Here is a 23,783-nt window from a genome sequence, read left to right as displayed (position 1 = left end):
GTGGCTCCTTGGCTGTCGGTGGCCCATCTGCCAGTGCAGTCTGGAAAAGGCCTACCCTAGTGCGCCCGTCGGTAAATGACCACACCCTTTTTTACAAATCTGGCGACGAGCGGTCGACGGCTGACGGGGCCTGCCGCTATGCTGGCCCGGCGCGTTCTGGCTTGCGGCAATGTGTATCTACTGTTGTTGCAGGCAAGTCTTTCTGGTATAAAGCAGCGCTCTTTTCTAGGGGCTCGGCCTGTCGCATAAGCGGATCCGGTCGATAAGACCTCCAGAATCACGGCGCCCAGGCGCCAAAGACTGAGAGATTAAGCGGCCAACCCATGCCGGGTTGGGCATGTGGTTTTAGAGGGCTGAGTCATGTCGAGAGTCTGTCAAGTTACTGGTAAGGGTCCAGTAACCGGGAACAACATTTCCCACGCAAACAACAAAACCCGTCGTCGTTTCCTGCCGAACCTGCAGCACCACCGTTTCTGGGTTGAATCCGAGAAGCGTTTCGTGCGTCTGCGCGTTTCCGCCAAGGGCATGCGTATCATCGACAAGCGCGGCATCGACGCCGTTCTGGTTGACATCCGTAAAGCTGGCGCCAAGGTTTAAGGGAGAACATCATGCGTGAATTGATCCGTCTGGTTTCGAGTGCCGGTACCGGCCACTTCTACACCACCGACAAGAACAAGCGCACCACCCCGGACAAAATCGAGATCAAGAAATATGATCCGGTTGTTCGCAAGCACGTGGTGTACAAGGAAGCCAAGATCAAGTAATTGATCGGCAACCTGAAAAAACCCGCTTCCGAAAGGACGCGGGTTTTTTTATGTCTGTCAGGGCGTCTTCGCGGGCCTTACTTCTGCTCGAACATGACATAGATCTTGCGGCAAGGCTCCAGCACTTCCCAAGTGCCCGTGAACCCGGCAGGGATGACAAACCGATCACCGGCACGCAGGGTCTTGGCCCCGCCATCCTGGTCGCGCAGCACCGAAACGCCCTGGACGATTTCGCAATACTCATGCTCGGAGTAGTTCACCGTCCACTGCCCCACCTCGCCTTCCCACACGCCTGCGGCAAACTGCCCGCAAGGGCTGGAGTAGTGGTTGTAGACCGCCTGGTCTGGCTCGCCCTTGAGGATTTTCTCCGCCGCCGGGCGGTAGCGTTCGGCCTCGGTGATGACCTGCGCGAAGTCGATGATGCTGTCGATTCTCATGGTGCGGCTCCTGTTGTTGTTTAATAAAATGAACATCAGTAGGCTTTTGAGCCTTTCGTGTCAAATATATTGATAGTTTACACCGGCTGGTTTAGGGTATCGCTTGCCAGTGTGCGCTCGTCGCCCGGCCAGAATTCTGACAACGCCTGTGAGTCCTCAGTGCGGCGTTGCACCTAAACAAGAGGAGGAGTTTCGTATGACTACCCTGACCCGTGCGGACTGGGAACAACGTGCCCAGCAACTGAAGATCGAAGGCCGCGCCTTCATCAACGGCGAATACACCGATGCCGCATCCGGTGAAACCTTCGAGTGCCTGAGCCCGGTCGACGGACGCTTCCTGGCCAAGGTTGCCAGCTGCGACCTGGCCGATGCCAACCGCGCTGTGGAAAACGCCCGCGCCACCTTCAACGCCGGTGTGTGGTCGCAACTGGCCCCGGCCAAGCGCAAGGCCAAGCTGATCCGCTTCGCCGACCTGCTGCGCAAGAACGTTGAAGAGCTGGCGCTGCTGGAAACCCTGGACATGGGCAAGCCGATTGGCGACTCCTCCAGCATCGACATCCCGGGTGCGGCTCAAGCCATTCACTGGACTGCCGAAGCCATCGACAAGGTCTACGACGAAGTCGCCCCGACCCCGCATGACCAGCTTGGCCTGGTTACCCGCGAGCCGGTAGGTGTGGTCGGTGCCATCGTACCGTGGAACTTCCCGCTGCTGATGGCCTGCTGGAAGCTCGGCCCTGCATTGGCCACCGGTAACTCGGTCGTGCTCAAACCGTCCGAAAAATCGCCGCTGACCGCCATTCGCATTGCCCAGCTGGCGATCGAAGCCGGTATCCCGGCTGGCGTGCTGAACGTGCTGCCAGGCTATGGCCACACCGTAGGCAAGGCCCTGGCCCTGCACATGGACGTCGACACCCTGGTGTTCACAGGTTCGACCAAGATCGCCAAGCAGCTGATGGTGTACGCAGGCGAATCGAACATGAAGCGCATCTGGCTGGAAGCCGGTGGCAAGAGCCCGAACATCGTCTTCGCCGACGCGCCGGACCTGCAAGCTGCTGCCGAAGCCGCTGCCAGCGCCATCGCCTTCAACCAGGGCGAAGTGTGCACCGCAGGCTCGCGCCTGCTGGTCGAGCGTTCGATCAAGGACAAGTTCTTGCCGATGGTGGTCGAGGCCCTGAAAGGCTGGAAGCCAGGCAACCCGCTGGACCCACAGACCACGGTCGGTGCCCTGGTTGACACCCAGCAGATGAACACCGTGCTGTCGTACATCGAGGCTGGCCACAAGGACGGCGCCACGCTCCTGGCCGGCGGCAAGCGCACCCTGGAAGAGACTGGCGGCACCTACGTCGAGCCGACCATCTTCGACGGCGTGACCAATGCCATGCGCATTGCCCAGGAAGAAATCTTCGGCCCGGTGCTGTCGGTGATTGCCTTCGACACCGCCGAAGAGGCCATCGCCATTGCCAACGACACGCCATACGGCCTGGCCGCTGGCATCTGGACGTCGGACATTTCCAAGGCCCACAAGACCGCCCGTGCCGTGCGCGCTGGCAGCGTCTGGGTCAACCAGTACGACGGCGGCGACATGACCGCACCGTTCGGTGGCTTCAAGCAGTCGGGCAACGGCCGTGACAAGTCGCTGCATGCGCTGGAGAAATACACCGAGCTGAAGGCGACCTGGATCAAGCTGTAACTCCAAGGGGCCGCGTTGCGGCCCAATCGCCGGCAAGTCAGCTCCCACAGGTTCTTCGCAGCCCGCAAGGCCTCCGTTGTACTTGTGAGAGCCTGGCTTGCCGGCGATGGGCTGCACAGCAGCCCCAACAATAGCCGGGTCGGCTCACGCTGACCCGGCTTCGTCGTTTTTGCTGTTCACGAATTCTGCCTGGGAGGCTGCAATGCGTTGGGGTACCTACTTCGCCGTACTGGCATCGGTGCTCAGTGTCGGGCTGGCGCTTGGCGTGAGCATGCCGCTGGTGTCCCTGCGCCTGGAGGCCTGGGGCTACGGCAGCTTTGCCATCGGTGTGATGGCGGCGATGCCGGCGCTGGGCGTACTGGCCGGTGCCAGCCTGGCCAGCCGCCTGGCAGGCTGGGTTGGCGTGCCCTCGGCGATGCGCCTGTGCCTGTGGGGTGGGGCGCTGTCGATCGGCCTGCTGGCCCTGTTGCCAAGCTACCCGCTGTGGCTGCTGCTGCGGCTGATGATCGGCATGTCCCTGACCGTGGTGTTCATCCTCGGCGAAAGCTGGATCAACCAGCTGGTGGTCGAGCAATGGCGTGGCCGCCTGGTGGCGTTGTACGGCAGCAGCTACGCCTTGAGCCAGCTTGCCGGGCCGTTGGTGCTGGGCTTTCTCGGCTCCGATGACGACTTCGGTTTCTGGGCCGCGACGGGCCTGCTGCTGGTCGCGCCGCTGATCCTGTTGGGGCGTGGCGGTGCACCCAGCACGGAAGCCTGCAACGTTACCTTCGGCGACCTGTTCCGTTTCTGCCGGCGTTTGCCGGTGATCGCCTGGGCCATTGCCCTGTTCGCTTCGTTCGAGGCGATGATCCTTACCTTGCTGCCGGTGTATTGCCTGCAGCAGGGCTTCACCACCGAGATCGCCCTGTTCATGGTCAGTACCGTGGTGGTGGGGGATGCGGTGCTGCAGTTGCCCATCGGCGCGTTGGCCGATCATATGTCGCGCCGCACCCTGTTCACCGGCTGCGCGGTGACGTTGCTGGTGTCCAGCCTGGCGATTCCGCTCTTGCTGCATACCCCGGCGATCTGGCCGTTGTGGGTGTTGTTCGGGGCCAGTGCAGGGGGCTTGTTCACCTTGTCGCTGGTGCTGATTGGCGAGCGCTACCGTGATGATGCGCTGGTGCGGGCCAACGCCCATGTTGCGCAGCTGTGGGGTATTGGTTGCCTGCTCGGGCCGTTGCTGGCGGGGGCGGGGAGCCAGTGGGTCAGCGGGCATGCGCTGCTGTGGCTGATGGCGGCCGGGGCTGCGGGGCTTGTGGTGTTGACCCAGCGGCGTGGGGCGTTTGAACCGGTTTCTGCCTGATGGATTTTGGGGCCGCAAGCAGCCCCAAAGATGGCAACTACAACATCTTCTCCAAGCCAACCGCCTTGCTGATCCAGGCATTGAACCGCCGCCACATCCCACCCGGTTCAGACGTCAGTACGTGCCGCTGGCCATTGTCCTCGGTGGCCCACACCAGCTTGTCACCCATCAATTTCACCTGATAGCTCAGCGCGGGCGCCATGCCCTGCTGGGCCAGTTCGCGGGTGTATTCGGCCAGCTCCGGGCTGTCTACCAGCACCCCGACCTCGGTGTTCCACAGCACTGAACGTGGGTCGAAGTTGAACGAGCCTATGAAAGTCTTGCGCCGGTCGAAAACGATCGCCTTGGTGTGCAGGCTCGAATCGGAGCTGCCACGGAAGCTCAACCGCCCTGCGCTGGGATCGCCTGGCTGGCGGCGAAGCTCGTAAAGCTCCACCCCGTGCTCAAGCAAGGCCCGGCGATAGGGTGCATAGCCGCCATGCACCGCCGGCACGTCGGTGGCTTCCAGCGAGTTGGTCAGCAGTTTCACCGAAACGCCGGCGTCGGCGCGGCCGGTCAGGTACAGCAGCCCCGGTTCACCCGGCACAAAGTAGGCCGAAGCCAGGATCAGCTCGCGGTGCACGTTGGCCAGGTCTGGTGCCAGTTGCTGGCTCAGCAGCAGTTGCGGGTCTGGCTCGTCGTCGGCCAACACCTTGCTTGGGGCATCCCATAGCGCTTGGGCGTGTGCCCAGATCAGCTCGTTGCGCCACACATCGAGGCGCGGTTGCGACTGGTAGGCCATCAAGCGGTCGTACAGGGCTTTGCGCTGGGTGCGCGCCTCGGCCAGGGACACTTCCAGGCGATGGCGGCTGGCACGCAGGTCGTTGGCATCCGGCTCATGCCAGAGGAAGTCGGTGATCGGCCGGCTGAGGGCGCTGTTCCAGTATTGGTCGAAACTGTGCCCCAGCTGCTCGGCCACCGGGCCTATACCCAGCAGGTCGATGTCGGTGAAGTTGAGGTTGGGCTCGGCATCGAAATACTCGTCGCCCAGGTTACGCCCGCCGACAATCGCCATGCTGTTGTCCACCAGGAACAGCTTGTTGTGCATGCGCCGGTGCTGGCGCGACAGGTTGAACAGCCGGCCCATGGCGCGCGTTACGCCTGTGCTGCGGCCCAGGTGCAGCGGGTTGAACACGCGGATCTGGATGTTGGGGTGGGCATCGAGGGTGCCCATGATGGTGTCCAGGCCGTCGCTGGTGGTGTCGTCCAGCAGGATGCGCACACGCACGCCACGGTCGGCGGCACGCAGCAGTTCATGCACCAGGGCGCGGGTGCTGAGGCCGTCGTGGACGATGTAGTACTGCAGGTCGATGCTCGCTTGGGCGTTGCGGATCAGTTCGGCACGGGCGCGGAACGCTTCATTGCTGTTGGGCAGCAGGCGAAAGCCCGAACGGCCGCCGTAGGGTGCTGCCTGGCGCAGTACCGAGCGGCCGAAGGCGGAGTCATTGGCGGGCAGCGCCTGGCTGGTTTCGCGGGGCGAGCTGACGCTGGCGCAGCCGGCAAGGCCGAGCAGCACCAGCAGCAGAGGCAAGGCGTGCTGGAGTCTCAAGGGTGGATCGTCCTGTGCAGCAAGGGCTTTGGGGTTGGACCGTCGCGGGCGGCGCAAAGTTACGCGTCGGCGCTTTCTTCATCCAGTAGACGAAGGGCGGTTTCCCCTACCTTGCGCACGGCAGCCTCGATCTGCGGCGTCGGCCGCGCGGCGAAGTTCATGCGCAGGCAGTGGCGAAACTTGCCCGAAGCCGAGAAGATGCTGCCCACCGCAACTTGCACACCTTGCTCCAGTAAAGCCCGGTTCAGGCGCAGCGTATCGAAATGTTCGGGTAGTTCCACCCACAGCATGAAGCCACCCTGGGGGCGGCTGACGCGGGTGCCCGGCGGGAAGTAGCGGGTTACCCATTCGCTCATCAGGTCTCGGCCACGCTGGTACTGGCTGCGCATGCGCCGCACGTGGGGCTGGTAGTGGCCGCCGGCGATGAAGTCGGCGATGGCCAGCTGCGGCTGGCTGGCGCTGCTGCCGGTGCTGATGTACTTCATGTGCAGCACCCGCTCCAGGTAGCGCCCGGGCGCCACCCAGCCCACCCGCAGGCCGGGGGCGAGGGTCTTGGAAAACGAGCTGCAGAACAGCACGCGGCCATCGTCGTCGAACGACTTGAGCGTACGCGGGCGCGGGTAGGTGTACGCCAGGTCGCCGTACACATCGTCCTCCAGAATCGCCACGTCGTAGCGCTGGGCCAGGCTCAGCAGGGCCTTCTTGCGGGCCTCGGGCATGATGTAGCCGAGCGGGTTGTTGCAGCTGGGGGTGATCTGGATGAGCTTGATCGGCCACTGTTCCAGCGCCAGTTCCAACGCCTCCAGGCTGATGCCGGTCACCGGGTCTGTGGGGATTTCCAGCGCCTTCATGCCCAGGCCCTTCAGGGTTTGCATGGCACCGTGGAAGCTGGGCGAGTCGACCGCGACGATGTCGCCTGGCTCGCAGACCGCACGAATGCTGCACGACAGCGCCTCGTGGCAACCGGTGGTCACGACCAGGTCGGCCGGGCTCAGGCGGCAACCGGAGTCGAGCATCAGCCGCGCCACCTGCTCACGCAGGGCCAGGTTGCCGTGGATGTTGTCGTAGTACAGGCCAGGCATGTCCTGGCGCCGGCTCAACTGAGCCAGGCTACGCAACAGCGGCTTGAGGGTAGGGCTGTTGATGTCGGGCATCCCACGGCCGAGCTGGACCACATCCTGGCGCGGCGTGCTGCGTATCAGCTCCAGCACTTGTTCCCACTGCGAGATATCCACCGGGCGCTGGGCCGGGCGGCTTACGGCGGGCAGGGCTGGCAGGTGGCGGTGGTCGCTGACGAAGTAGCCGGATTTGGGCTTGGGCGAGACCATGCCGCCGTCTTCCAACATGCGATAGGCCTGCTGCACGGTGCTCAGGCTTACTCCGTGTTCCACACTCAGGGCGCGCACCGATGGCAGGCGCTGGCCGGGGCGATACAGGCCTTGCTCGATACGGGCGCCGAGCAGTTCGGCCAGGTTCAGGTAGAGGGTCACGGCATACTCCTGCGCTGCATTGGCATAGCGACCGGTACAGTTGGGCTGAAAATACAGCATTCAGTCGGCCGACGGCCAATTCTGTATGGGAATAATAAGGCTGTATTGGATCTGTATTGTCGATGGTGCCGACGCGCATCCTGTCTCCACGGTATCAACTGAACGAGAGGGTGCGGTGATGGGCGGCATGAGCGATGTGCGCTTGCAACTGATGGCCAGGGAACTGGAAGCCGGGCAGCAGGCCAAGGTATTCAACGCGCCGGAAGGGCTTGGGCGTTGGGGGCTGATGCTGCATCGCTGGCACACCCGTAGGGCGCTGCTGCAGCTGACGGATGACGAGTTGCGCGATGTCGGGCTGAGCTGGGAGCAGGCCCGTACCGAAGGGCGTAAACCCTTCTGGAAAGACTAACAACGAGACGCAAGGCCGCTCCGACGCCGACCTCGTCAGTTTTCAGATCAGCTCTTTAAGCCTGTGCCACAGCATGCCCAGCGCCAGCAGCGGCGAGCGCAGGTGCTTGCCGCCGGGGAAGGTGATATGCGGCACTTTGGCGAACAGATCGAAACGCCCGCTTTCCTGGCCACTGATGGCCTCGCCCAGCAGGCGCGCGGCCAGGTGGGTGGCGTTGAGCCCATGGCCTGAGTAGGCCTGGGCGTAATACACGTTCTGCTGGCTGGCCAGGCGGCCCACCTGCGGCAGGCGGTTGGCGCCAATGCCGATCATGCCGCCCCACTGGTAGTCGATACGCACGTCGGCCAGCTGCGGGAACACCTGGAGCATCTTCGGGCGCATGTAGGCGGCGATGTTTTTCGGGTCGCGGCCTGAATAGTGGCAGGCACCGCCGAACAGCAGGCGGTGGTCGGCGGACAGGCGGTAGTAATCCAGCGCCACGCGCTGGTCACACACCGCCATGTTCTGCGGCAACAACGCGCGGGCGCGCTCTTCGCCCAGCGGCTCGGTGGCGATGATGTAGCTGCCGGCGGGTAACACCTTGCCGCCCAGCTCGCGGTTGAGGCCGTTGAGGTAGGCGTTGCAGCACAGCACCAAGGTCTTGGCGCGTACCCGGCCCTGGGCGGTATGCACCTGCACTTCGGGGCCATAGTCGATGCGGGTAACCTCGGACTGTTCGAACAGCTTCACACCCAGGCGGCTGGCCACGGCCGCTTCCCCCAAGGCCAGGTTGAGCGGGTGCAGGTGGCCAGAGCCCATGTCGATCAGCCCGCCCACATAGCAGTCGGCGCCGACCACGCTGTGGATATCGTCCTTGCCGACCAGCCGCAGCTCGTGCGCATAGCCCAGGCTGCGCAGTTCTTCGGCGTCTTCGGCAAAGCCCAGCAGCTCGGCCGGCTTGTTGGCCAGGTCGCAGTAGCCCCAGGTCAGGTCGCAGGCGATGGCATGCTTCTCGACCCGCTCGCGGACGATCTGCACGGCCTCCAGGCCCATCAGCTTCATGCTGCGCACGCCTTCCTCGCCTATTACCGGCAGAAACTGTTCCAGGCCGTGGCCGACGCCGCGGATCAACTGCCCGCCATTGCGCCCGCTGGCGCCCCAGCCCAGTTTGCGCGCTTCCAGCAGGATGACCGACAGGCCGCGTTCGGCCAGTTCGATGGCAGTGTTCAGGCCCGAGTAGCCGCCGCCGACGATGCATACATCGGCGCTGTGCTCGCCCTGCAGGAAGGCGTAGTCAGGGTGTGGCGCGCTGCTGGCGGCGTAATAGGAGGCGGCATGCTGCGCGCTGTGGACCATTGGTTCGTTCCTGGGTGCTGGTGGGCTAGTGGGGGAGGATAAGCCGGGGCTCTAGGGTGGGCAACCGGCCTCATCGCCGGCAAGCCAGCTCCCACAGGAGCTGTGCAAAGGCAGAGACCAGTGGTGCACTTGTGGGAGCTGGCTTGCCGGCGATTGGCCCTATAATCCAACTCCAGTCTTCAATTTTGTACCTAGCCATGTCCTGCAACCGTCACAAGATCCACTTCCTGCGCGAACTCATTCCCTCGTTCGAGTGCGAGCCCGGCTGCCACGACTGCTGCGGCCCGGTCACCACGTCGACAGAAGAAATGGCCCGCCTGCCGCGCAAGTCCCAGGCCGAGCAGGCAGCTGCCCTGGAGCGCCTGGACTGTGTGCACCTAGGCTCCAACGGTTGCACGGTGTATGAAGAGCGCCCGATGATCTGCCGCCTTTTTGGCACCACGCCACGCATGGCCTGCCCGCGTGGCCGTGGCCCTGAGCCGATGATCGAGCCCGCAGCCGAGCAGCTCGTGCACCAGTTCATTGCCACCACCCGCCAGGTGCTGGTCTAGCCTCAGTCCGGGATCGGCAGGCAGAGGCTTTCTTTAACCTCTTCCATCACGATGTAGCTCTTCGATTCGCGCACGTGCGGCAGCTTCAGCAGGATGTCGCCAAGCAGCTTGCGGTACGACGCCATCTCCGAAATGCGCGCCTTCACCAGGTAGTCGAAGTCACCTGACACCAGGTGGCATTCCAGCACGTGGGGCAGCTTCAACACCGCGCGGCGGAACTCCTCGAAGGTGTCGCCCGACTTGTAGTCCAGGCTGATTTCCACGAACACCAGCAGGCTGCCCTTGAGGTGCTGCGGGTTCAGGCGGGCGTTGTAGCCCATGATGATGCCCTCGCGCTCCAGACGGCGAACCCGCTCGGTGCAAGGGGTGGTGGACAGCCCAACTTTCTCGCCCAGTTCGGTGAAGGAAATACGCCCGTCATTCTGCAGGATCCGCAGGATGTTACGGTCGATCTTGTCCAGTTCACGCTTGCTCTGGTGCTGGGTTCTCATAGGGGATGCCCCTCCGTGAAAGGCGATTTTGCCGAGAATTCTCGCCAATAATAGGCTTTTATATAGTGAATTGCACTGGTCTCAAATTCCTATACTGCGCCCATTCATGCCATATCAATAAAAGTCTGCGGCGTGCCGCGTGTGAGGGATATAACGATGCGAGTTCTGGTACTTGGTAGCGGTGTAATCGGAACCGCCAGTGCCTACTACCTGGCCCGGCAAGGTTTCGAAGTGACGGTGGTTGACCGCCAGCCGGCGGTGGCCATGGAAACCAGTTTTGCCAACGCCGGCCAGATCTCGCCCGGCTATGCCTCGCCCTGGGCCGCCCCAGGCGTGCCGCTGAAGGCCATCAAGTGGCTGCTGGAGCGCCACGCTCCCCTGGCCATCAAGCTCACCGGCGACGTCGACCAGTACCTGTGGATGGCGCAGATGCTGCGCAACTGCACCGCCAGCCGTTACGCGGTGAACAAGGAGCGCATGGTGCGCCTGTCCGAGTACAGCCGCGACTGCCTGGACGAACTGCGCGCCGAAACCGGCATTGCCTATGAAAGCCGCTCTTTGGGTACCACCCAGCTGTTCCGCACCCAGGCCCAGGTGGATGCCGCGGCCAAGGACATTGCCGTGCTCGAGCAGTCTGGCGTGCCTTACGAACTGCTGGACCGCGAGGGTATTGCCCGCGTCGAACCCGCCCTGGCTGGCGTGAAGGACATTCTGGCCGGCGCCCTGCGCCTGCCTAACGACCAGACCGGCGACTGCCAGATGTTCACCACCAAGCTCGCCGACATGGCCATCAAGCTGGGTGTGGAGTTCCGTTTTGGCCAGGACATCCAACGCCTGGACTTCGCGGGCGACCGCATCAATGGCGTGTGGATCGACGGCAAGCTGGAAACCGCCGACCGCTACGTGCTGGCGCTGGGCAGCTACTCGCCGCAGATGCTCAAGCCGCTGGGCATCAAGGCGCCGGTGTACCCGCTGAAGGGCTACTCGCTGACCGTACCGATCACCAACGGCGACATGGCCCCGACTTCGACCATTCTCGACGAGACCTACAAGGTCGCGATCACCCGTTTCGACAACCGTATCCGGGTTGGCGGCATGGCTGAAATTGCCGGTTTTGACCTGTCGCTGAACCCGCGTCGGCGCGAAACGCTGGAGATGATCGTCAACGACCTTTATCCTCGCGGCGGTGACCTGAGCCAGGCCAGCTTCTGGACCGGGCTGCGTCCGGCGACCCCGGACGGCACACCGATCGTTGGTGCCACGGCGTTCCGCAACCTGTTCCTGAACACCGGTCACGGTACCCTGGGCTGGACCATGGCGTGCGGCTCCGGTCGCCTGCTGGCCGACCTGATTGCGCGCAAGAAACCGCAGATCAGTGCCGAAGGCCTGGACATTTCCCGTTATGGCAACAGCCGGGAAGCGACCAAGCACGGGCAGGGCGCGCCGGTTCACCAGCAGTAATAGCCTGTACCGGCCTTTTCGCGGGCTCGCCCGCTCCCACAGGTACTGCACAGTCTTCAATACCTGTGATGCTCCTGTGGGAGCGGGCGAGCCCGCGAAGAATCCAATACCGTTTTCAACCCGAACCACCATAAGGCAGCCGCCATGCGTCCCGCCCGCGCCCTGATCGACCTCCAGGCCCTGCGCCACAACTACCGTCTGGCCCGTGAACTGACCGGTGCCAAAGCCCTCGCCGTGATCAAGGCCGACGCCTATGGCCACGGTGCCGTACGCTGCGCCCTGGCCCTGGAGGCCGAAGCCAACGGCTTTGCCGTGGCTTGCATCGAAGAGGCGCTGGAGTTGCGCGCCGCCGGTATCAAGGCCCCGGTGCTGTTGCTGGAAGGCTTCTTCGAAGCCAGCGAGCTGGCGCTGATTGCCGAGCACGACCTGTGGTGCGTGGTGCACTCGCTGTGGCAGCTGGAAGCCATCGAGAAAACCCAGCTGCACAAGCCGCTCACCATTTGGCTGAAGCTGGACAGCGGCATGCACCGCGTCGGCCTGCACCCCAAGGACTACCACGACGCCTACCAGCGCCTGCTGGCCAGCGGCAAGGTTTCGCGCATCGTGCTGATGAGTCACTTTGCCCGCGCCGACGAACTGGATGCCGACGCCACCGCCCAGCAGATCGCCGTGTTCGAAGCCGCCCGCCAGGGCCTGGCTGCCGAGTGCAGCCTGCGTAACTCGCCCGGCGTGCTGGGCTGGCCGCAAGCGCCCGGCGATTGGGTACGCCCAGGCCTGATGCTGTACGGCGCCACGCCGTTCGAAGTGCCCCAGGCCCAGGCCGCACGCCTGCAACCGGTGATGACCCTGCAATCGCGGGTCATCAGCGTGCGCGAGCTGCCTGCCGGCGAGCCGGTGGGCTACGGCGCCAAGTTCGTCAGCCCACGGCCAACCCGTGTTGGCGTGGTCGCCATGGGCTATGCCGATGGCTACCCGCGCCAGGCACCCAACGGCACCCCGGTGCTGGTCGCCGGCCAGCGCACTCAGCTGATCGGCCGGGTGTCGATGGACATGCTCAACATCGACCTGACCGACGTGCCGCAAGCCACCGTCGGCAGCCCGGTCGAATTGTGGGGCAAGCAGGTGCTGGCCAGCGAAGTGGCCGCACACGCGGGCACTATTCCTTACCAGATCTTCTGCAACCTGAAGCGGGTACCGCGGGACTACATCGGCGAATGACACGCTGAAGCGGACAGGTTGAGGGGCGGTGTGTTGTAAATACTGAACGGCATTGCCATGATATCGTTCACATCCACCCCCCTTTCCACCGTTTCAGGAGGCTCCAGCTTTGGACGTCGGCGAACGACTGCAAGCCATCCGCAAGCTCAAGGGCCTGTCCCAGCGCGAACTCGCCAAGCGTGCCGGTGTGACCAACAGCACCATCTCGATGATCGAGAAGAACAGCGTGAGCCCCTCCATCAGTTCGCTGCGCAAGGTGCTGAGCGGCATTCCCATGTCGATGGTCGAGTTCTTTTCGGTCGAGCTGGAACCTGAAAGCCCCACTCAGATCGTCTACAAGGCCCACGAGCTGATTGATATCTCGGATGGCGCGGTGACCATGAAGCTGGTCGGCAAGTCGCACCCCAACCGTGCCATCGCGTTTCTCACCGAGGTGTATCCGCCAGGTGCCGACACCGGTGCCGAGATGCTCACCCATGACGGCGAGGAAACCGGCATCCTGCTCGAAGGGCGGCTGGAGCTGGTGGTCGGCAACGAGATCTTCATCCTGGAAGAAGGCGACAGCTACTACTTCGAAAGCACGCGTCCGCACCGCTTTCGCAACCCTTTCAACCAGCCTGCGCGCCTGATCAGTGCGGCGACGCCTTCAAACTTTTGATCCAGCGCAGTGCATTGATTCGGCAATACCCCTTTCCCGTGTAGGGTCGTTTCACGGCCTCTGGGTTCCCGCTATACTTTTCAACGCTCGCCGTTCCGTGGCCGCGAGCGTGATTAGCCACCATGAGGGTGTTCGCGTGAACCAAATCAAGAAGATGCTGGCCGTACCAGCAGCCGTATTCGCCCTCTGGGCAATGAGCGCAACCGCTGCGACCAATGACGACATTGCCAAACGCCTGGAGCCGGTTGGCCAGGTGTGCGTCCAGGGCCAGGAATGCAAAGGCATGGAAGTGGCTGTTGCAGCGGGAGGCGGGGGTGCCAAGACCCCAGATGAGATCATCGCCAAGCACTGCAATGCCTGCCATGGCACCGGGCTGCTTGGTGCGCCTAAAGTGGGCGATACCGCCGCGTGGAAAGAACGCGCCGACCACCAGGGCGGCCTGGATGGCATCCTGGCCAAGGCCATTACCGGCATCAACGCCATGCCGCCCAAAGGCACCTGCGCGGACTGCTCGGATGACGACCTGAAAGGGGCGATCAAGAAGATGTCCGGGCTGTAAGACACAGCTGAATTGCATCAGGCCCGCCGTTGATGGCGGGCTTTGTTTTTGTGGTGCCTGTGCTGGCCCTTTCGCGGGCACGCCCGCTCCCACAAGTCCCCCACAGAACCTGAGGATTGTGGTTATCCTGTGGGAGCGGGCGTGCCCGCGAAAGGGCCAGCACAGGCAACCAACCCGCCAGTGCCATGTCCAACCCCTGAACCCATGGATGTCTCAGGAGGCCCCGATGCACCTCTGCTCCATCGACCAGGCTGTCGAGCAGGTCTTGTCCCGGCTGCCGGCCCATATCCACATGGGCCTGCCTTTGGGCCTGGGCAAGCCTAATGCTTTCGTGAACGCCCTGTACGCCCGGGTGCGCGAGCTGCCCGAGCGGCGGCTGACTATCTACACGGCGCTGTCCCTCGGCCGCCCACCATTGGGCGACGGCCTGCAGCGGCGCTTTCTCGAACCCTTCGTCGAGCGCGTCTTCGCCGACTACGAAGAGCTCGACTACCTTGCCGACCTGCGCAATGACAGCCTGCCGCCGAACATCCGCGTCGAGCAGTTTTTCATGCAGCCCGGCAGCCTGCTGCACAGCGAGGCTGCCCAGCAGGATTACATCAGCAGCAACTACAGCCACGCCGCACGCGACATCAACGCCAAGGGCCTGAACCTGGTCGCGCAACTGGTGGCCGCCACACCTGAAAGGCCTGTTCACCTGAGCCTTGCCTGCAACCCCGACATCACCCTCGACCTGCTGCCGATGATCGCCAAGCGCCGCGCGGCCGGCGAGACCATCCTCATGCTCGGCCAGGTGCACGCCGAACTGCCCTACATGCCCGGCGATGCGGAACTGCCCATCGATGCGTTCGACCTGTTGATCGACGAGGCCGAGCAACGTCGCCTGTTCTCCACACCGAACATGCCGGTGGGCACCCAGGACCACTGCATCGGCTTGCACGCCAGCACACTGGTACGCGATGGCGGCACCCTGCAGATCGGCATCGGTGCAATGGGCGATGCAGTTGCCGCCGCGTTGCTGGCCCGCCAGGGTGACAACGCAGGCTACCGCGCCTTGCTCGACGAGCTGGATACGGGCCCGTGGCATGCGCTGATCGAGCGCGAAGGGGGGCTGGGGACGTTTGCCCAAGGCCTGTACGGCTGCAGCGAGATGTTCGTCAATGGCCTGCTGGTACTGGCCGAAGCAGGCCTGCTGCGGCGCCCGGCCGATGACGAAGGGCCAGTGGTGCATGGCGGTTTTTTCCTTGGCCCGCAGGCGTTCTACCAGCGGTTGAGGGAGATGCCACTCGAACAGCGCGCGCGGTTTGCCATGACCCGTATCAGCTTCATCAACGAGCTGTACGGGCAGGAAGAACTCAAGCGACGTCAGCGCCGCGATGCGCGCTTCATCAACACGGCATTCGCCATGACCTTGCTCGGCGCCGGGGTGGCCGATCAGCTGGAAGACGGCCGCGTGCTCAGTGGCGTGGGCGGGCAGTACAACTTCGTCGCCCAAGGCCATGCGCTAGAGGGAGGGCGCTCGATTCTGCTGCTGCGCAGCTGGCGCGAGGCAGGCGGGGAGGTGACCTCAAACCTGTTCTGGACGTATGGCCACTGCACCATACCCCGGCACCTGCGCGATATCGTGGTGACCGAATACGGCATTGCCGACTTGCGTGGGCAGACCGACAGCGAGGTGATTGCGCGGTTGCTGGCGGTGAGCGATTCGCGTTTCCAGCAGGGGCTCATCGAGCAGGCAAAAGAGGCCGGCAAGCTGCCCAAGGATTTTGAGCTGGACGCTCGCTTTACTGACAATACGCCGCAGCGGTTGGAGGCAATCAGGGTGCGGCATGCGCGGCTGTTCCCGGAGTATCCGATGGGGACGGACTTCACGGCTGAAGAGCGCGACCTGTTGCGGGCGCTGAACTGGTTGAAGAGCAAGTTCAAGCTGAGCGAGGTGCTGGAGCTGGGCAAGGCAGCGTTGGATGCGCCGGGGCCGGAGGGGTATCAAGGGCACCTGGGGCGGATGGGGCTGGCCGCTCCGCAGGGATTGAAGGAAGAGCTGTATCAGCGGCTTTTGCTGGCAGGGTTGGCGGCGACCTGAAAATTGCCGGGGCTACTTTGCAGCCCATCGCCGGCAAGCCAGCTCCCACAGGAGTTTCACAGAGGCCGAGCCTTGTGCAGTACCTGTGGGAGCTGGCTTGCCGGCGATGGGGCCGGTACAGGCTTACTCGATGAAGCTGACCACACCGCCTTCCAGCGACTTCACCCGGGCCAGCGATTCAACGCGGTAGCCCTGGCTGTCCAGCTCGGCACGGCCGCCCTGGAACGACTTCTCGATCACGATACCCAGGCCAGCCACGGTGGCACCGGCTTGCTTGATGATCGAGATCAGCGCTTGCGACGCCTTGCCGTTGGCCAGGAAGTCGTCGATCACCAGCACGCGGTCGCTGCTGTTGAGGTGGCGTGGCGAAATGGCCACGGTGTTCTCGGTCTGCTTGGTGAAGGAGTACACCGAGGCAGTCAGCAGGTTCTCGGTCAGGGTCAGCGACTGGTGCTTGCGCGCAAAGATCACCGGTACGCCCAGTTTCAGGCCAGTCATCACGGCCGGGGCAATGCCCGAGGCTTCGATGGTGACAATCTTGGTCACGCCGGCATCGGCGAACAGGCGGGCGAACTCGTCACCGATCAGCTGCATCAGCGCCGGGTCGATCTGGTGGTTGAGAAACGCGTCGACTTTGAGAACCTGGTCGGAAAGCACGATGCCTTCTTCGCGAATCTTCTGATGCAGTGCTTCCACTTTGTTTTCCTCGATGTAGCAAAGGTGGCCGCAAATAGCGGCAAAGTTTAAGAGTAATGGTTGATCAGCGTTTGAGCATTGCCCGGATATCGGCCAGGGCGTTGTTGCCGCGTGCGGCCTTTACCTCGACCGGCGCATCGTCCAGGCCCTCCCAGGCCAGGTCGTCCGGAGGCAGTTCGTCAAGGAACCGGCTGGGCGTGCAGTCGATGATTTCACCGTACTGCTTGCGCTTGGCAGCGAAGGTGAAGGCCAGGGTCTGGCGCGCGCGGGTGATGCCCACGTAGGCCAGGCGGCGCTCCTCTTCGATGGTGTCGGCCTCGATGCTGGAGCGATGCGGGAGGATTTCCTCTTCCATGCCCATGATGAACACGTAGGGGAACTCCAGGCCCTTGGAGGCGTGCAGGGTCATCATCTGCACACCTTCGGCGTTCTCTTCTTCTTCCTGCTGGCGCTCGAGCATGTCGCGCAACACCAGCTTGCCGATGGCGTCCTCGATGGTCATGTCGCCCTCTTCGTCCTTCTCGAGGGTGTTTTTCAGCGCTTCGACCAGGAACCAGACGTTGCTGATCCGGAAGTCCGCCGCCTTGTCGCTGGCGGTCTGCTGGCGGATCCAGTTCTCGTAGTCGATATCGCGGATCATCTCGTGCAGCGCGGCAATCGGGTCTTCCAGTGCTACCTTGTGGCGTACCCCGTCGAGCCAGTGCTTGAAGCGCTGCAAACGCTCGGTGTAGCGGGCGTCCAGGTGCTCACCCAGGCCCAGCTCCTCGCTGGCGGCGTACATAGAAATGCCGCGCTCGGTGGAATAGTTGCCGAGCTTTTCCAGGGTGGTGGAGCCGATTTCGCGGCGCGGTACGTTGATTACCCGCAGGTAGGCGTTGTCATCGTCCGGGTTCACCAACAGGCGCAGGTAGGCCATCAGGTCCTTGACCTCCTGGCGGCCGAAGAAGCTGTTGCCGCCCGACAGGCGATACGGCACCTGGTGGTGCTGCAGCTTCAGTTCGATCAGCTTGGCCTGGTAGTTTCCGCGGTAGAGGATGGCGAAATCGCTGTACGGGCGGTTGGTGCGCAGGTGCAAGGTGAGGATTTCCATGGCCACGCGTTCGGCCTCGGCTTCCTCGTTCTTGCAGCGGATGACGCGGATCTCGTCGCCCACGCCCATCTCGCTCCACAGCTGTTTCTCGAACGCGTGCGGGTTGTTGGCGATCAACACGTTGGCACAGCGCAGGATGCGGCTGGTGGAGCGGTAGTTCTGCTCGAGCATGACGATCTTCAGGGAAGGGTAGTCCTCCTTGAGCAGCATCAGGTTCTCGGGGCGGGCACCGCGCCAGGCATAGATCGACTGGTCGTCGTCGCCCACCACGGTGAACTGGTTGCGCATGCCGATCAGCATTTTCACCAGCAGGTACTGGCTGGCGTTGGTGTCCTGGTATTCGTCCACCAGCAGGTAGCGCACGCGGTTCTGCCAGCGCTCCAGTACCTCGGGGTGCTCCTGGAACAGTTTGACCGGCTGCAGGATCAGGTCGTCGAAGTCCACCGCGTTAAACGCCTTGAGCGTGCGCTGGTAGTGGGTGTAGACGATGGCGGCGGTCTGCTCGCGCGGGTTGCGCGCCTTTTCCAGGGCCTCGGGTGGCAGGACCAGGTCGTTCTTCCAGGCACCGATCATGTTCTTGATCTCGTCGATGCCGTCGTCGCCGGAGTATTCCTTCTGCATGATGTCCGACAGCAACGCCTTGATGTCGGACTCGTCGAAGATCGAGAAGCCTGGCTTGTAGCCCAGCTTGTCGTGCTCCTTGCGGATGATGTTCAGGCCCAGGTTGTGGAAGGTACACACCGTCAGGCCACGGCCTTCCCCCGGGCGCAGCAGGGTGGCGACCCGCTCCTTCATCTCGCGTGCGGCCTTGTTGGTGAAGGTCATCGCCACGATGTACTGCGCACGGATGCCGCAGTTCTGAATGAGGTGGGCAATCTTGCGCGTGATCACGCTGGTCTTGCCCGAACCTGCACCGGCGAGCACCAAAAGAGGGCCGCCGACGTAGTCACGGGCTTCTTGCTGCCTGGGATTGAGTCGGGACATGCTAGAAACCGGGGGTCGCCAGAAAATAGCCGCGCATTCTAACAGGCATGGGGCGGTTGTGGCGCGACCGTCTGACGTCTGAGTCAGACTTTTGTCCGCCTCATTATTAGCGCCACTAATGCTAGCAACTGAAAAAATCATATTTGCCGGCTCGTCTGGTTTCGAGCACGATGCACGACAAAATACGTCGGGATGCTACGCCCGCAAATGCATGTATAAAAGTGAAAATCATTTTCATTAATGCAGTAGCATACTGGCAGTTATCGTTGCACCGTGAAGTCCTAAGGAGCCCGCTTGTCCACGCCTGTCGAACCTTTGCGTTTGCTGCTGTTGGCTGATGAGCCGCAATGGGCCGCCTTGTTGCACGCCTGCATACCTGCCCTTAACGGCAGTGCCGTGCTGCTGACCGCGCCTGACTGGGACTCGGTCGATAGCCTGTTCAGCCATGATCGCCAGGCCGTGGTGCTGGCAACCCCGGCCCTGCAGCCGGTGCCTGGGCGCTGCGAGCTGCCGACCATCCTGCTGCTCGAGCACGAGCCCGAGGTGGCGCCCAGCGCCGTCAGCGACTGGCTGGTACGCGACCAGCTCAATGCCGACACCCTGCGCCGCTCGCTGCGCCATGTGCGCGAACGCGGGGTGCTGGTGGCCACCTTGCAGCGCCTGGCCGAACAGGACCCACTGACCGGCATCGCCAACCGCCAGGGCTTCCAGGCCTTGCTGACCGCGCGCCTGGCCGAGAACGAGGGCCGTGGCATTGCCTTGGGCCACCTGGACCTGGACAACTTTCGCCACGTCAACGATGCGCTGGGCCACCAGAGCGGCGACCGCCTGATCCTGCAGGTGGTGGCGCGGCTGCAAAACCAGCTCGAAGCAGGCGACCAGCTGGCTCGCCTGGGCAGCGACGAGTTCGCCTTGCTGATCGACACCCGCCGCGACGCCAACCGCGCTGAATGGATTGCCGAGCGCATCGTCGAGGCCCTGGCCGAACCCTACTGGATCGACGGCGAAAGCCTGCTGCTGGGTTGCAGCCTGGGCCTGGCCCATGCCCGCGCGCAGAGCGGTGCCGACCCGCTGATGTGGCATGCGCACATTGCCATGCGCCAGGCCAAGGGCAGCCAGGGCTGCACCTTCCATGTGTTCAATGAACGCATCAATCGCAACGCCCGCAGCCTTGCTGACCTGGAAAGCGAGCTGCGCCGCGCGCTGCGCCGTGACGAGCTGGAGCTGCACTACCAGCCGCGGCTCGACCTGGCCGACGGGCGCATTGTCGGCCTGGAGGCGCTGGTGCGCTGGCGCCATGCCGAACGCGGGCTGTTACCGCCCAGCGAATTCGTGCCCCTGGCCGAGCAGAGCGGCCTGATCGTGCCGTTGGGCTACTGGGTCATCTCCCGTGCCTTGCGCGACATGCAGGCGCTGTGTGAGCGCGGGCTGGAGCCGCTGCACATGGCCGTAAACCTGAGTTTTCGGCAGTTCCAGGACAGCCAGCTGCTGGCCACCCTGAGCCGCCTGATCCTTGAGCATGGCGTGGACGCCCGCTGGCTGGAGTTCGAACTGACCGAGACGGCGGTGATGCGCCGCAACGAGGTGGTGCGCCAGACCATGGACGCCCTCGGCCGCTTGGGCGTGCGCTTCTCGCTCGACGATTTTGGCACAGGGTTCTCTTCGTTCGTGCACCTCAACAGCCTGCCGATCACCTTGCTAAAGGTGGACCGCAGCTTTGTAGCAGAAATGGAAATGCGCGAGGAGAACCGCAAGCTGGTGCACGCCATGATCAACCTGGCGCACAACCTCAACCTCGAAGTGGTGGCCGAGGGAGTGGAGAGCGAAGAGCAGTTGGCGTTGTTGCGTGGGTTTGGCTGTGACCAGGTGCAGGGCTTTTTGGTCAGCAAGCCGCTGCCGGTGGGGGAGTTGATCGATTTTTTGCTGAAGGTGCCTGGCTGTCAGTTGGATGCTGTCCTTTAGGGCCCTTTCGCGGGCACGCCCGCTCCCACAGGGTGGACTGCCCCCAGGAAGTTGGACACCAATCCAATTTCTTGGGGTGTTCACATGAGCAAGTACTCAGATCAATTCAAGCTCACCGCCGTCCAGGCCTACCTGGAGGGTGGTGAAGGATTTAGAACAGTAGCTCGGCGATTTGCAGTGGACTTCAGCCTGCTGCGGCGCTGGTTCTCCGCTTTCCAGAAGCATGGTCAGTTCAGCCTGCGCAAAACCGGCCAGCGGTACAGCACGGCCTACAAGCGCTCAGTCCTTGAGTACATGCACAAGCATCAGCTTTCCTTGCGCCAGACCGCCGCCCATTTTGGTCTTGGTCAGTCCTCGCAGATAGGCATTTGGGCGCGGCAGCACTACAGTGGGAGTCTGGATTTACCTGCTCCCAAGAGAAGAAAACCCGCTGCCATGTCGAAAAAGCCTTACCCCATAAAACCTACGACGTCCGATGACACCGATAAAAGCCGCGACCAGTTGCTGGCTGAGCTTGAGTGGCTGCGTATGGAGAACGCTTACCTAAAAAAGCTGGAAGAACTGAAGAAGCAGGAGCGAAGTCAGCCCAAAAAGCCCTGATCGTGTCGGCGCTCAAGGACAGGTTTCCCTTGGCCGCCGTTCTGCAACTGGCTGACTTACCTCGCAGCACGTTCTATTACCAACTTCAGGCGCAGGCCAAACCTGACAAGCATGCTGTCCTGAAACAGCTGATTCAGCGTGTCTATCACGAGGAAAAAGGGCTCTACGGTTACCGGCGTGTGACGGCGGTGATCCGCAACGCCGGCACCTTGGTTAACAAGAAGGTCGTAGAACGCTTGATGGTCGCGCTTGATCTTCGCTCACTCGTACGGCCCAAAAAGTATCGGTCGTACAAGGGCGTCGTCGGCACTATCGCGCCTAACCTGCTGGAGCGAAACTTCCTCGCGCAGCGCCCGAATCAGAAGTGGGTGACCGATGTGACCGAGTTTAAAGTAGCTGAGAAAAAGGTCTATCTCTCTCCTGTGATGGACTTGTACAACGCCGAAATCGTGGCATACGAAGTGGCCAGCAGGCCTTGCCTCGGGCTGGTTACCAACATGCTGGACAAGGCCTTCAAGCGCCTGGGAAACAAGCCGAAGCTGGTGCTTCACTCGGATCAAGGGTGGCACTACCAGCACTCCCAGTACCGCCATAAGCTGGCAGAGCGAGGACTGAACCAGAGCATGTCACGCAAAGGAAACTGCCTGGACAATGCGGCAATGGAGAGCTTTTTTGGTACGCTTAAGTCCGAGTTTTTCTACCTGAAGCGTTTCGAGAGCGTTGAAGAACTGAAAGCCGGTCTGGACGAGTACATCCACTACTACAACCATGACCGCATCAAGCTAAAGCTCAATGGCATGAGCCCTGTGGAATACAGGGCCCATGCTGCTGAGTCTGCTAGCTGAAACTGTCCAACTTTTGGGGGGCAGTCCAGGGACCGCGCAATCCTGTGGGAGCGGGCGTGCCCGCGAAGAGGCCCTGAAGTCAGGCGGAAGCAGCAGCCCCTGCGCGCGCCACCGCCTTTCTCAAAAGCCGCTTCATCCGCCACTCAAAGCCAAAGGTCAGCGCCACCGCCGCACACGCCAGCCCCAGCGCCAGCCCCCACCAGATCCCCACTGCACCACCGCCCAGGGTAAAGGTGAACAACCAGGCGCTCGGCGCCCCCACCAGCCAGTAGCACACCAGCCCGATCAGGAAGGTGGTCTTGGCATCCTTCAGCCCACGGATCGAGCCCATGGCAATGGTCTGCATGCCATCGAACAGCTCGAACCACGCCGCCACCATCAACAACTGCACGGCCACCTGGAAGATCGCGGCAAAGGCCGGGTCATTGCGGTCGATGAACAGCCCCACCAGCGCTTCGGGCAGCAGCAGGAACAGCGCGGCGAAGGCGAACATGATCATCGCCCCGAAGCCGATGCCCACGCGCCCGGCACTGCGCGCCGCCAGCAGGTTGCCAGCGCCGTAGTACAAGCCCACGCGCATGGTCACCGCATAGGACAAGCCCGTCGGCACCATGAACGCCGTGGACACGATCTGCAGGGCGATCTGGTGTGCCGCCAGTTCGGTGCTGCCCAGTACCCCCATGCACAGCGCAGCGAAGGCGAACAGGCCCACTTCCACCATGTAGGTACCACCAATTGGCAGGCCCAGCCGCCACAGCTCGCGCAGGGCTGGCAGCGACGGGCGTGACAGGCCCTTGCGCAGCGGGTAGGCGGCGTAGGCCGAATGCCAGCGGATGTACAAAGCAAGGGCGATGGCCATGCCCAGCGATACCACTGCGGTGACCAGGCCGATGCCCATCAGGCCTAGCTTTGGCAGGCCGAACATGCCTTCGATCAACGCCACGTTGAACAGGTAGTTGAGCACCGTGCCGACCACGCTGATCACCATCACCGGGGTCGAGCGGCCCAGCGCGCTGGTAAAGCCACGCAAGGCCATGAAGGTCAGGTAGCTGGGCAGCGCCAGCGGCAGCAGGGTGAGGAATTCGGCGGCCGAGGCAACGTTTTCGGGCTGTTGCCCGAACAGCAGCAGTACCGGCTCAAGATTCCACAGGGCCAGCGCGGCGATCAGCGCCAGGCCCCAGGCCAGCCACACGCCGTTCTGTGCCAGGCGGGTGGCACCTTCGATGTCGTTGGCGCCCTTGCGGATCGCCACCAAGGTGCCGACCGCAGCGATCACGCCCAGGCAAAAGATCGACACGAACGAGTAGCTCGCCGCGCCCAGGCCGCCACCGGCCAGCGCTTGCGGGCTGATACGGGCCATCATCAGGGTGTCGGTCAGCACCATCAGCATGTGCGCCAACTGCGAGGCGATCAGCGGCCCGGCCAGGCGCAGCAAAGCCTTGAGTTCTGTGGTGGGCGCGACATGCATGGGGTGGTCCTTTTTCCTGGGGAAAACAACGAAGGGCGATTCTGAGGCTTCGGTCAACTTTG

The 23,783-nt window shown here is 63.0% G+C and carries 21 protein-coding genes; 13 read left to right on the top strand and 8 right to left on the bottom strand.

Features of this window, described 5'->3' with window-relative positions:
* The first annotated feature begins 360 nt into the window (after positions 1-360).
* Together rpmB and rpmG are read left to right on the top strand one after the other, a co-directional pair.
* Positions 361-597, top strand: coding sequence for a 50S ribosomal protein L28 (gene rpmB, locus MRBLPB4O_RS27105; protein WP_003253504.1), 237 nt, complete (start codon positions 361-363; stop codon positions 595-597).
* Positions 598-608: 11 nt separating this feature from the next.
* Positions 609-764, top strand: a complete 156-nt coding sequence (rpmG, locus tag MRBLPB4O_RS27100; protein ID WP_003253507.1) for a 50S ribosomal protein L33 — start codon at positions 609-611, stop codon at positions 762-764.
* 77 nt (positions 765-841) lie between these two features.
* On the opposite strand, the gene MRBLPB4O_RS27095 is transcribed toward rpmG, so the two are convergent.
* The gene (locus MRBLPB4O_RS27095) at positions 842-1,201 is read right to left on the bottom strand and encodes a cupin domain-containing protein (protein ID WP_341797121.1); all 360 of its coding nucleotides are present in this window, start codon (positions 1,199-1,201) and stop codon (positions 842-844) included.
* Between the two features lie 196 nt (positions 1,202-1,397).
* Between MRBLPB4O_RS27095 and MRBLPB4O_RS27090 the strand changes: the two genes are divergently transcribed.
* Together MRBLPB4O_RS27090 and MRBLPB4O_RS27085 are read left to right on the top strand one after the other, a co-directional pair.
* Positions 1,398-2,891, top strand: coding sequence for an aldehyde dehydrogenase (locus MRBLPB4O_RS27090; RefSeq protein WP_049275895.1), 1,494 nt, complete (start codon positions 1,398-1,400; stop codon positions 2,889-2,891).
* Positions 2,892-3,093: 202 nt separating this feature from the next.
* Entirely contained in the window at positions 3,094-4,233 is a 1,140-nt protein-coding gene (locus MRBLPB4O_RS27085; protein ID WP_016502221.1) for an MFS transporter, read from the top strand.
* 37 nt (positions 4,234-4,270) lie between these two features.
* Here the strand turns inward: MRBLPB4O_RS27085 and MRBLPB4O_RS27080 are convergent, their stop codons facing one another.
* Positions 4,271-5,821 (bottom strand): phospholipase D family protein, encoded by a 1,551-nt coding sequence (locus tag MRBLPB4O_RS27080; protein WP_341797120.1) that lies wholly within the window; start codon positions 5,819-5,821, stop codon positions 4,271-4,273.
* Positions 5,822-5,880: 59 nt separating this feature from the next.
* Complete coding sequence (locus MRBLPB4O_RS27075) at positions 5,881-7,311, bottom strand: PLP-dependent aminotransferase family protein (RefSeq protein WP_174370591.1); 1,431 nt, start codon at positions 7,309-7,311, stop codon at positions 5,881-5,883.
* Positions 7,312-7,489: 178 nt separating this feature from the next.
* Between MRBLPB4O_RS27075 and MRBLPB4O_RS27070 the strand changes: the two genes are divergently transcribed.
* On the top strand, positions 7,490-7,720 hold the full coding sequence (locus MRBLPB4O_RS27070) for a DUF1127 domain-containing protein (RefSeq protein ID WP_016502218.1): 231 nt from the start codon (positions 7,490-7,492) through the stop codon (positions 7,718-7,720).
* A gap of 42 nt (positions 7,721-7,762) precedes the next feature.
* Here MRBLPB4O_RS27070 and MRBLPB4O_RS27065 read toward each other — a convergent pair whose 3' ends face one another.
* On the bottom strand, positions 7,763-9,055 hold the full coding sequence (locus MRBLPB4O_RS27065; protein ID WP_341797119.1) for an FAD-binding oxidoreductase: 1,293 nt from the start codon (positions 9,053-9,055) through the stop codon (positions 7,763-7,765).
* Between the two features lie 197 nt (positions 9,056-9,252).
* Here MRBLPB4O_RS27065 and MRBLPB4O_RS27060 point away from each other — a divergent pair, with 197 nt between their 5' ends.
* Entirely contained in the window at positions 9,253-9,606 is a 354-nt protein-coding gene (locus tag MRBLPB4O_RS27060; RefSeq protein WP_341797118.1) for a YkgJ family cysteine cluster protein, read from the top strand.
* A gap of 2 nt (positions 9,607-9,608) precedes the next feature.
* Here MRBLPB4O_RS27060 and dadR read toward each other — a convergent pair whose 3' ends face one another.
* Complete coding sequence (gene dadR, locus MRBLPB4O_RS27055) at positions 9,609-10,097, bottom strand: transcriptional regulator DadR (RefSeq protein ID WP_003258963.1); 489 nt, start codon at positions 10,095-10,097, stop codon at positions 9,609-9,611.
* Between the two features lie 156 nt (positions 10,098-10,253).
* On the opposite strand from dadR, the gene dadA reads away from it, so the two are divergent.
* The 5 genes from dadA to MRBLPB4O_RS27030 all read left to right on the top strand — a co-directional run bounded on the left by dadA (position 10,254) and on the right by MRBLPB4O_RS27030 (position 16,076).
* Positions 10,254-11,558, top strand: a complete 1,305-nt coding sequence (gene dadA, locus MRBLPB4O_RS27050; RefSeq protein WP_019472517.1) for a D-amino acid dehydrogenase — start codon at positions 10,254-10,256, stop codon at positions 11,556-11,558.
* Positions 11,559-11,702: 144 nt separating this feature from the next.
* Positions 11,703-12,776: an alanine racemase gene (alr, locus tag MRBLPB4O_RS27045; protein ID WP_341797117.1), complete on the top strand. Its 1,074-nt coding sequence runs from the start codon at positions 11,703-11,705 to the stop codon at positions 12,774-12,776.
* A gap of 109 nt (positions 12,777-12,885) precedes the next feature.
* Positions 12,886-13,434, top strand: coding sequence for a cupin domain-containing protein (locus MRBLPB4O_RS27040; RefSeq protein WP_016489803.1), 549 nt, complete (start codon positions 12,886-12,888; stop codon positions 13,432-13,434).
* A 154-nt stretch (positions 13,435-13,588) separates the two neighbouring features.
* A complete protein-coding gene (locus tag MRBLPB4O_RS27035) occupies positions 13,589-13,993 on the top strand; it encodes a c-type cytochrome (protein WP_033692624.1) in 405 nt (134 codons plus the stop codon).
* 226 nt (positions 13,994-14,219) lie between these two features.
* Entirely contained in the window at positions 14,220-16,076 is a 1,857-nt protein-coding gene (locus MRBLPB4O_RS27030) for an acetyl-CoA hydrolase/transferase C-terminal domain-containing protein (RefSeq protein ID WP_341797116.1), read from the top strand.
* A gap of 123 nt (positions 16,077-16,199) precedes the next feature.
* Here MRBLPB4O_RS27030 and MRBLPB4O_RS27025 read toward each other — a convergent pair whose 3' ends face one another.
* Entirely contained in the window at positions 16,200-16,772 is a 573-nt protein-coding gene (locus tag MRBLPB4O_RS27025) for a xanthine phosphoribosyltransferase (protein ID WP_003253535.1), read from the bottom strand.
* Positions 16,773-16,836: 64 nt separating this feature from the next.
* Positions 16,837-18,846 carry a DNA helicase Rep gene (rep, locus tag MRBLPB4O_RS27020; RefSeq protein WP_341797115.1) on the bottom strand — a complete coding sequence of 670 codons (2,010 nt, stop codon included), beginning with the start codon at positions 18,844-18,846 and terminating at the stop codon, positions 16,837-16,839.
* A gap of 294 nt (positions 18,847-19,140) precedes the next feature.
* Here rep and MRBLPB4O_RS27015 point away from each other — a divergent pair, with 294 nt between their 5' ends.
* Together MRBLPB4O_RS27015 and MRBLPB4O_RS27010 are read left to right on the top strand one after the other, a co-directional pair.
* Positions 19,141-20,808 carry a bifunctional diguanylate cyclase/phosphodiesterase gene (locus MRBLPB4O_RS27015; protein WP_341797114.1) on the top strand — a complete coding sequence of 556 codons (1,668 nt, stop codon included), beginning with the start codon at positions 19,141-19,143 and terminating at the stop codon, positions 20,806-20,808.
* A gap of 84 nt (positions 20,809-20,892) precedes the next feature.
* Positions 20,893-22,253 (top strand): IS3 family transposase gene (locus MRBLPB4O_RS27010; RefSeq protein WP_341796297.1). Its coding sequence is split into 2 segments (ribosomal slippage): positions 20,893-21,361 and positions 21,361-22,253, totalling 1,362 coding nucleotides; the frame shifts between segments, so codons are not numbered across the junction.
* A 79-nt stretch (positions 22,254-22,332) separates the two neighbouring features.
* Here MRBLPB4O_RS27010 and MRBLPB4O_RS27005 read toward each other — a convergent pair.
* Positions 22,333-23,721: a NorM family multidrug efflux MATE transporter gene (locus tag MRBLPB4O_RS27005; RefSeq protein WP_016502208.1), complete on the bottom strand. Its 1,389-nt coding sequence runs from the start codon at positions 23,719-23,721 to the stop codon at positions 22,333-22,335.
* Positions 23,722-23,783 lie beyond the last annotated feature (62 nt).

It is taken from the genome of Pseudomonas sp. LPB4.O, from assembly GCF_038383825.1.
Taxonomy (GTDB): domain Bacteria; phylum Pseudomonadota; class Gammaproteobacteria; order Pseudomonadales; family Pseudomonadaceae; genus Aquipseudomonas; species Aquipseudomonas putida.
The sequence above is the reverse complement of the archived record's forward strand: the minus strand, read 5'-3'. Positions and strand labels throughout refer to the sequence as shown.

Bases quoted from the DNA above. Each gene is read 5' to 3' on its own strand.
- rpmB (WP_003253504.1), top strand. From the start codon at position 361: ATGTCGAGAGTCTGTCAAGTTACTGGTAAGGGTCCAGTAACCGGGAAC.
- rpmG (WP_003253507.1), top strand. From the start codon at position 609: ATGCGTGAATTGATCCGTCTGGTTTCGAGTGCCGGTACCGGCCACTTC.
- MRBLPB4O_RS27095 (WP_341797121.1), bottom strand. From the start codon at position 1,201: ATGAGAATCGACAGCATCATCGACTTCGCGCAGGTCATCACCGAGGCC.
- MRBLPB4O_RS27090 (WP_049275895.1), top strand. From the start codon at position 1,398: ATGACTACCCTGACCCGTGCGGACTGGGAACAACGTGCCCAGCAACTG.
- MRBLPB4O_RS27085 (WP_016502221.1), top strand. From the start codon at position 3,094: ATGCGTTGGGGTACCTACTTCGCCGTACTGGCATCGGTGCTCAGTGTC.
- MRBLPB4O_RS27070 (WP_016502218.1), top strand. From the start codon at position 7,490: ATGGGCGGCATGAGCGATGTGCGCTTGCAACTGATGGCCAGGGAACTG.
- MRBLPB4O_RS27065 (WP_341797119.1), bottom strand. From the start codon at position 9,055: ATGGTCCACAGCGCGCAGCATGCCGCCTCCTATTACGCCGCCAGCAGC.
- MRBLPB4O_RS27060 (WP_341797118.1), top strand. From the start codon at position 9,253: ATGTCCTGCAACCGTCACAAGATCCACTTCCTGCGCGAACTCATTCCC.
- dadR (WP_003258963.1), bottom strand. From the start codon at position 10,097: ATGAGAACCCAGCACCAGAGCAAGCGTGAACTGGACAAGATCGACCGT.
- dadA (WP_019472517.1), top strand. From the start codon at position 10,254: ATGCGAGTTCTGGTACTTGGTAGCGGTGTAATCGGAACCGCCAGTGCC.
- alr (WP_341797117.1), top strand. From the start codon at position 11,703: ATGCGTCCCGCCCGCGCCCTGATCGACCTCCAGGCCCTGCGCCACAAC.
- MRBLPB4O_RS27035 (WP_033692624.1), top strand. From the start codon at position 13,589: ATGCTGGCCGTACCAGCAGCCGTATTCGCCCTCTGGGCAATGAGCGCA.
- MRBLPB4O_RS27030 (WP_341797116.1), top strand. From the start codon at position 14,220: ATGCACCTCTGCTCCATCGACCAGGCTGTCGAGCAGGTCTTGTCCCGG.
- rep (WP_341797115.1), bottom strand. From the start codon at position 18,846: ATGTCCCGACTCAATCCCAGGCAGCAAGAAGCCCGTGACTACGTCGGC.
- MRBLPB4O_RS27005 (WP_016502208.1), bottom strand. From the start codon at position 23,721: ATGCATGTCGCGCCCACCACAGAACTCAAGGCTTTGCTGCGCCTGGCC.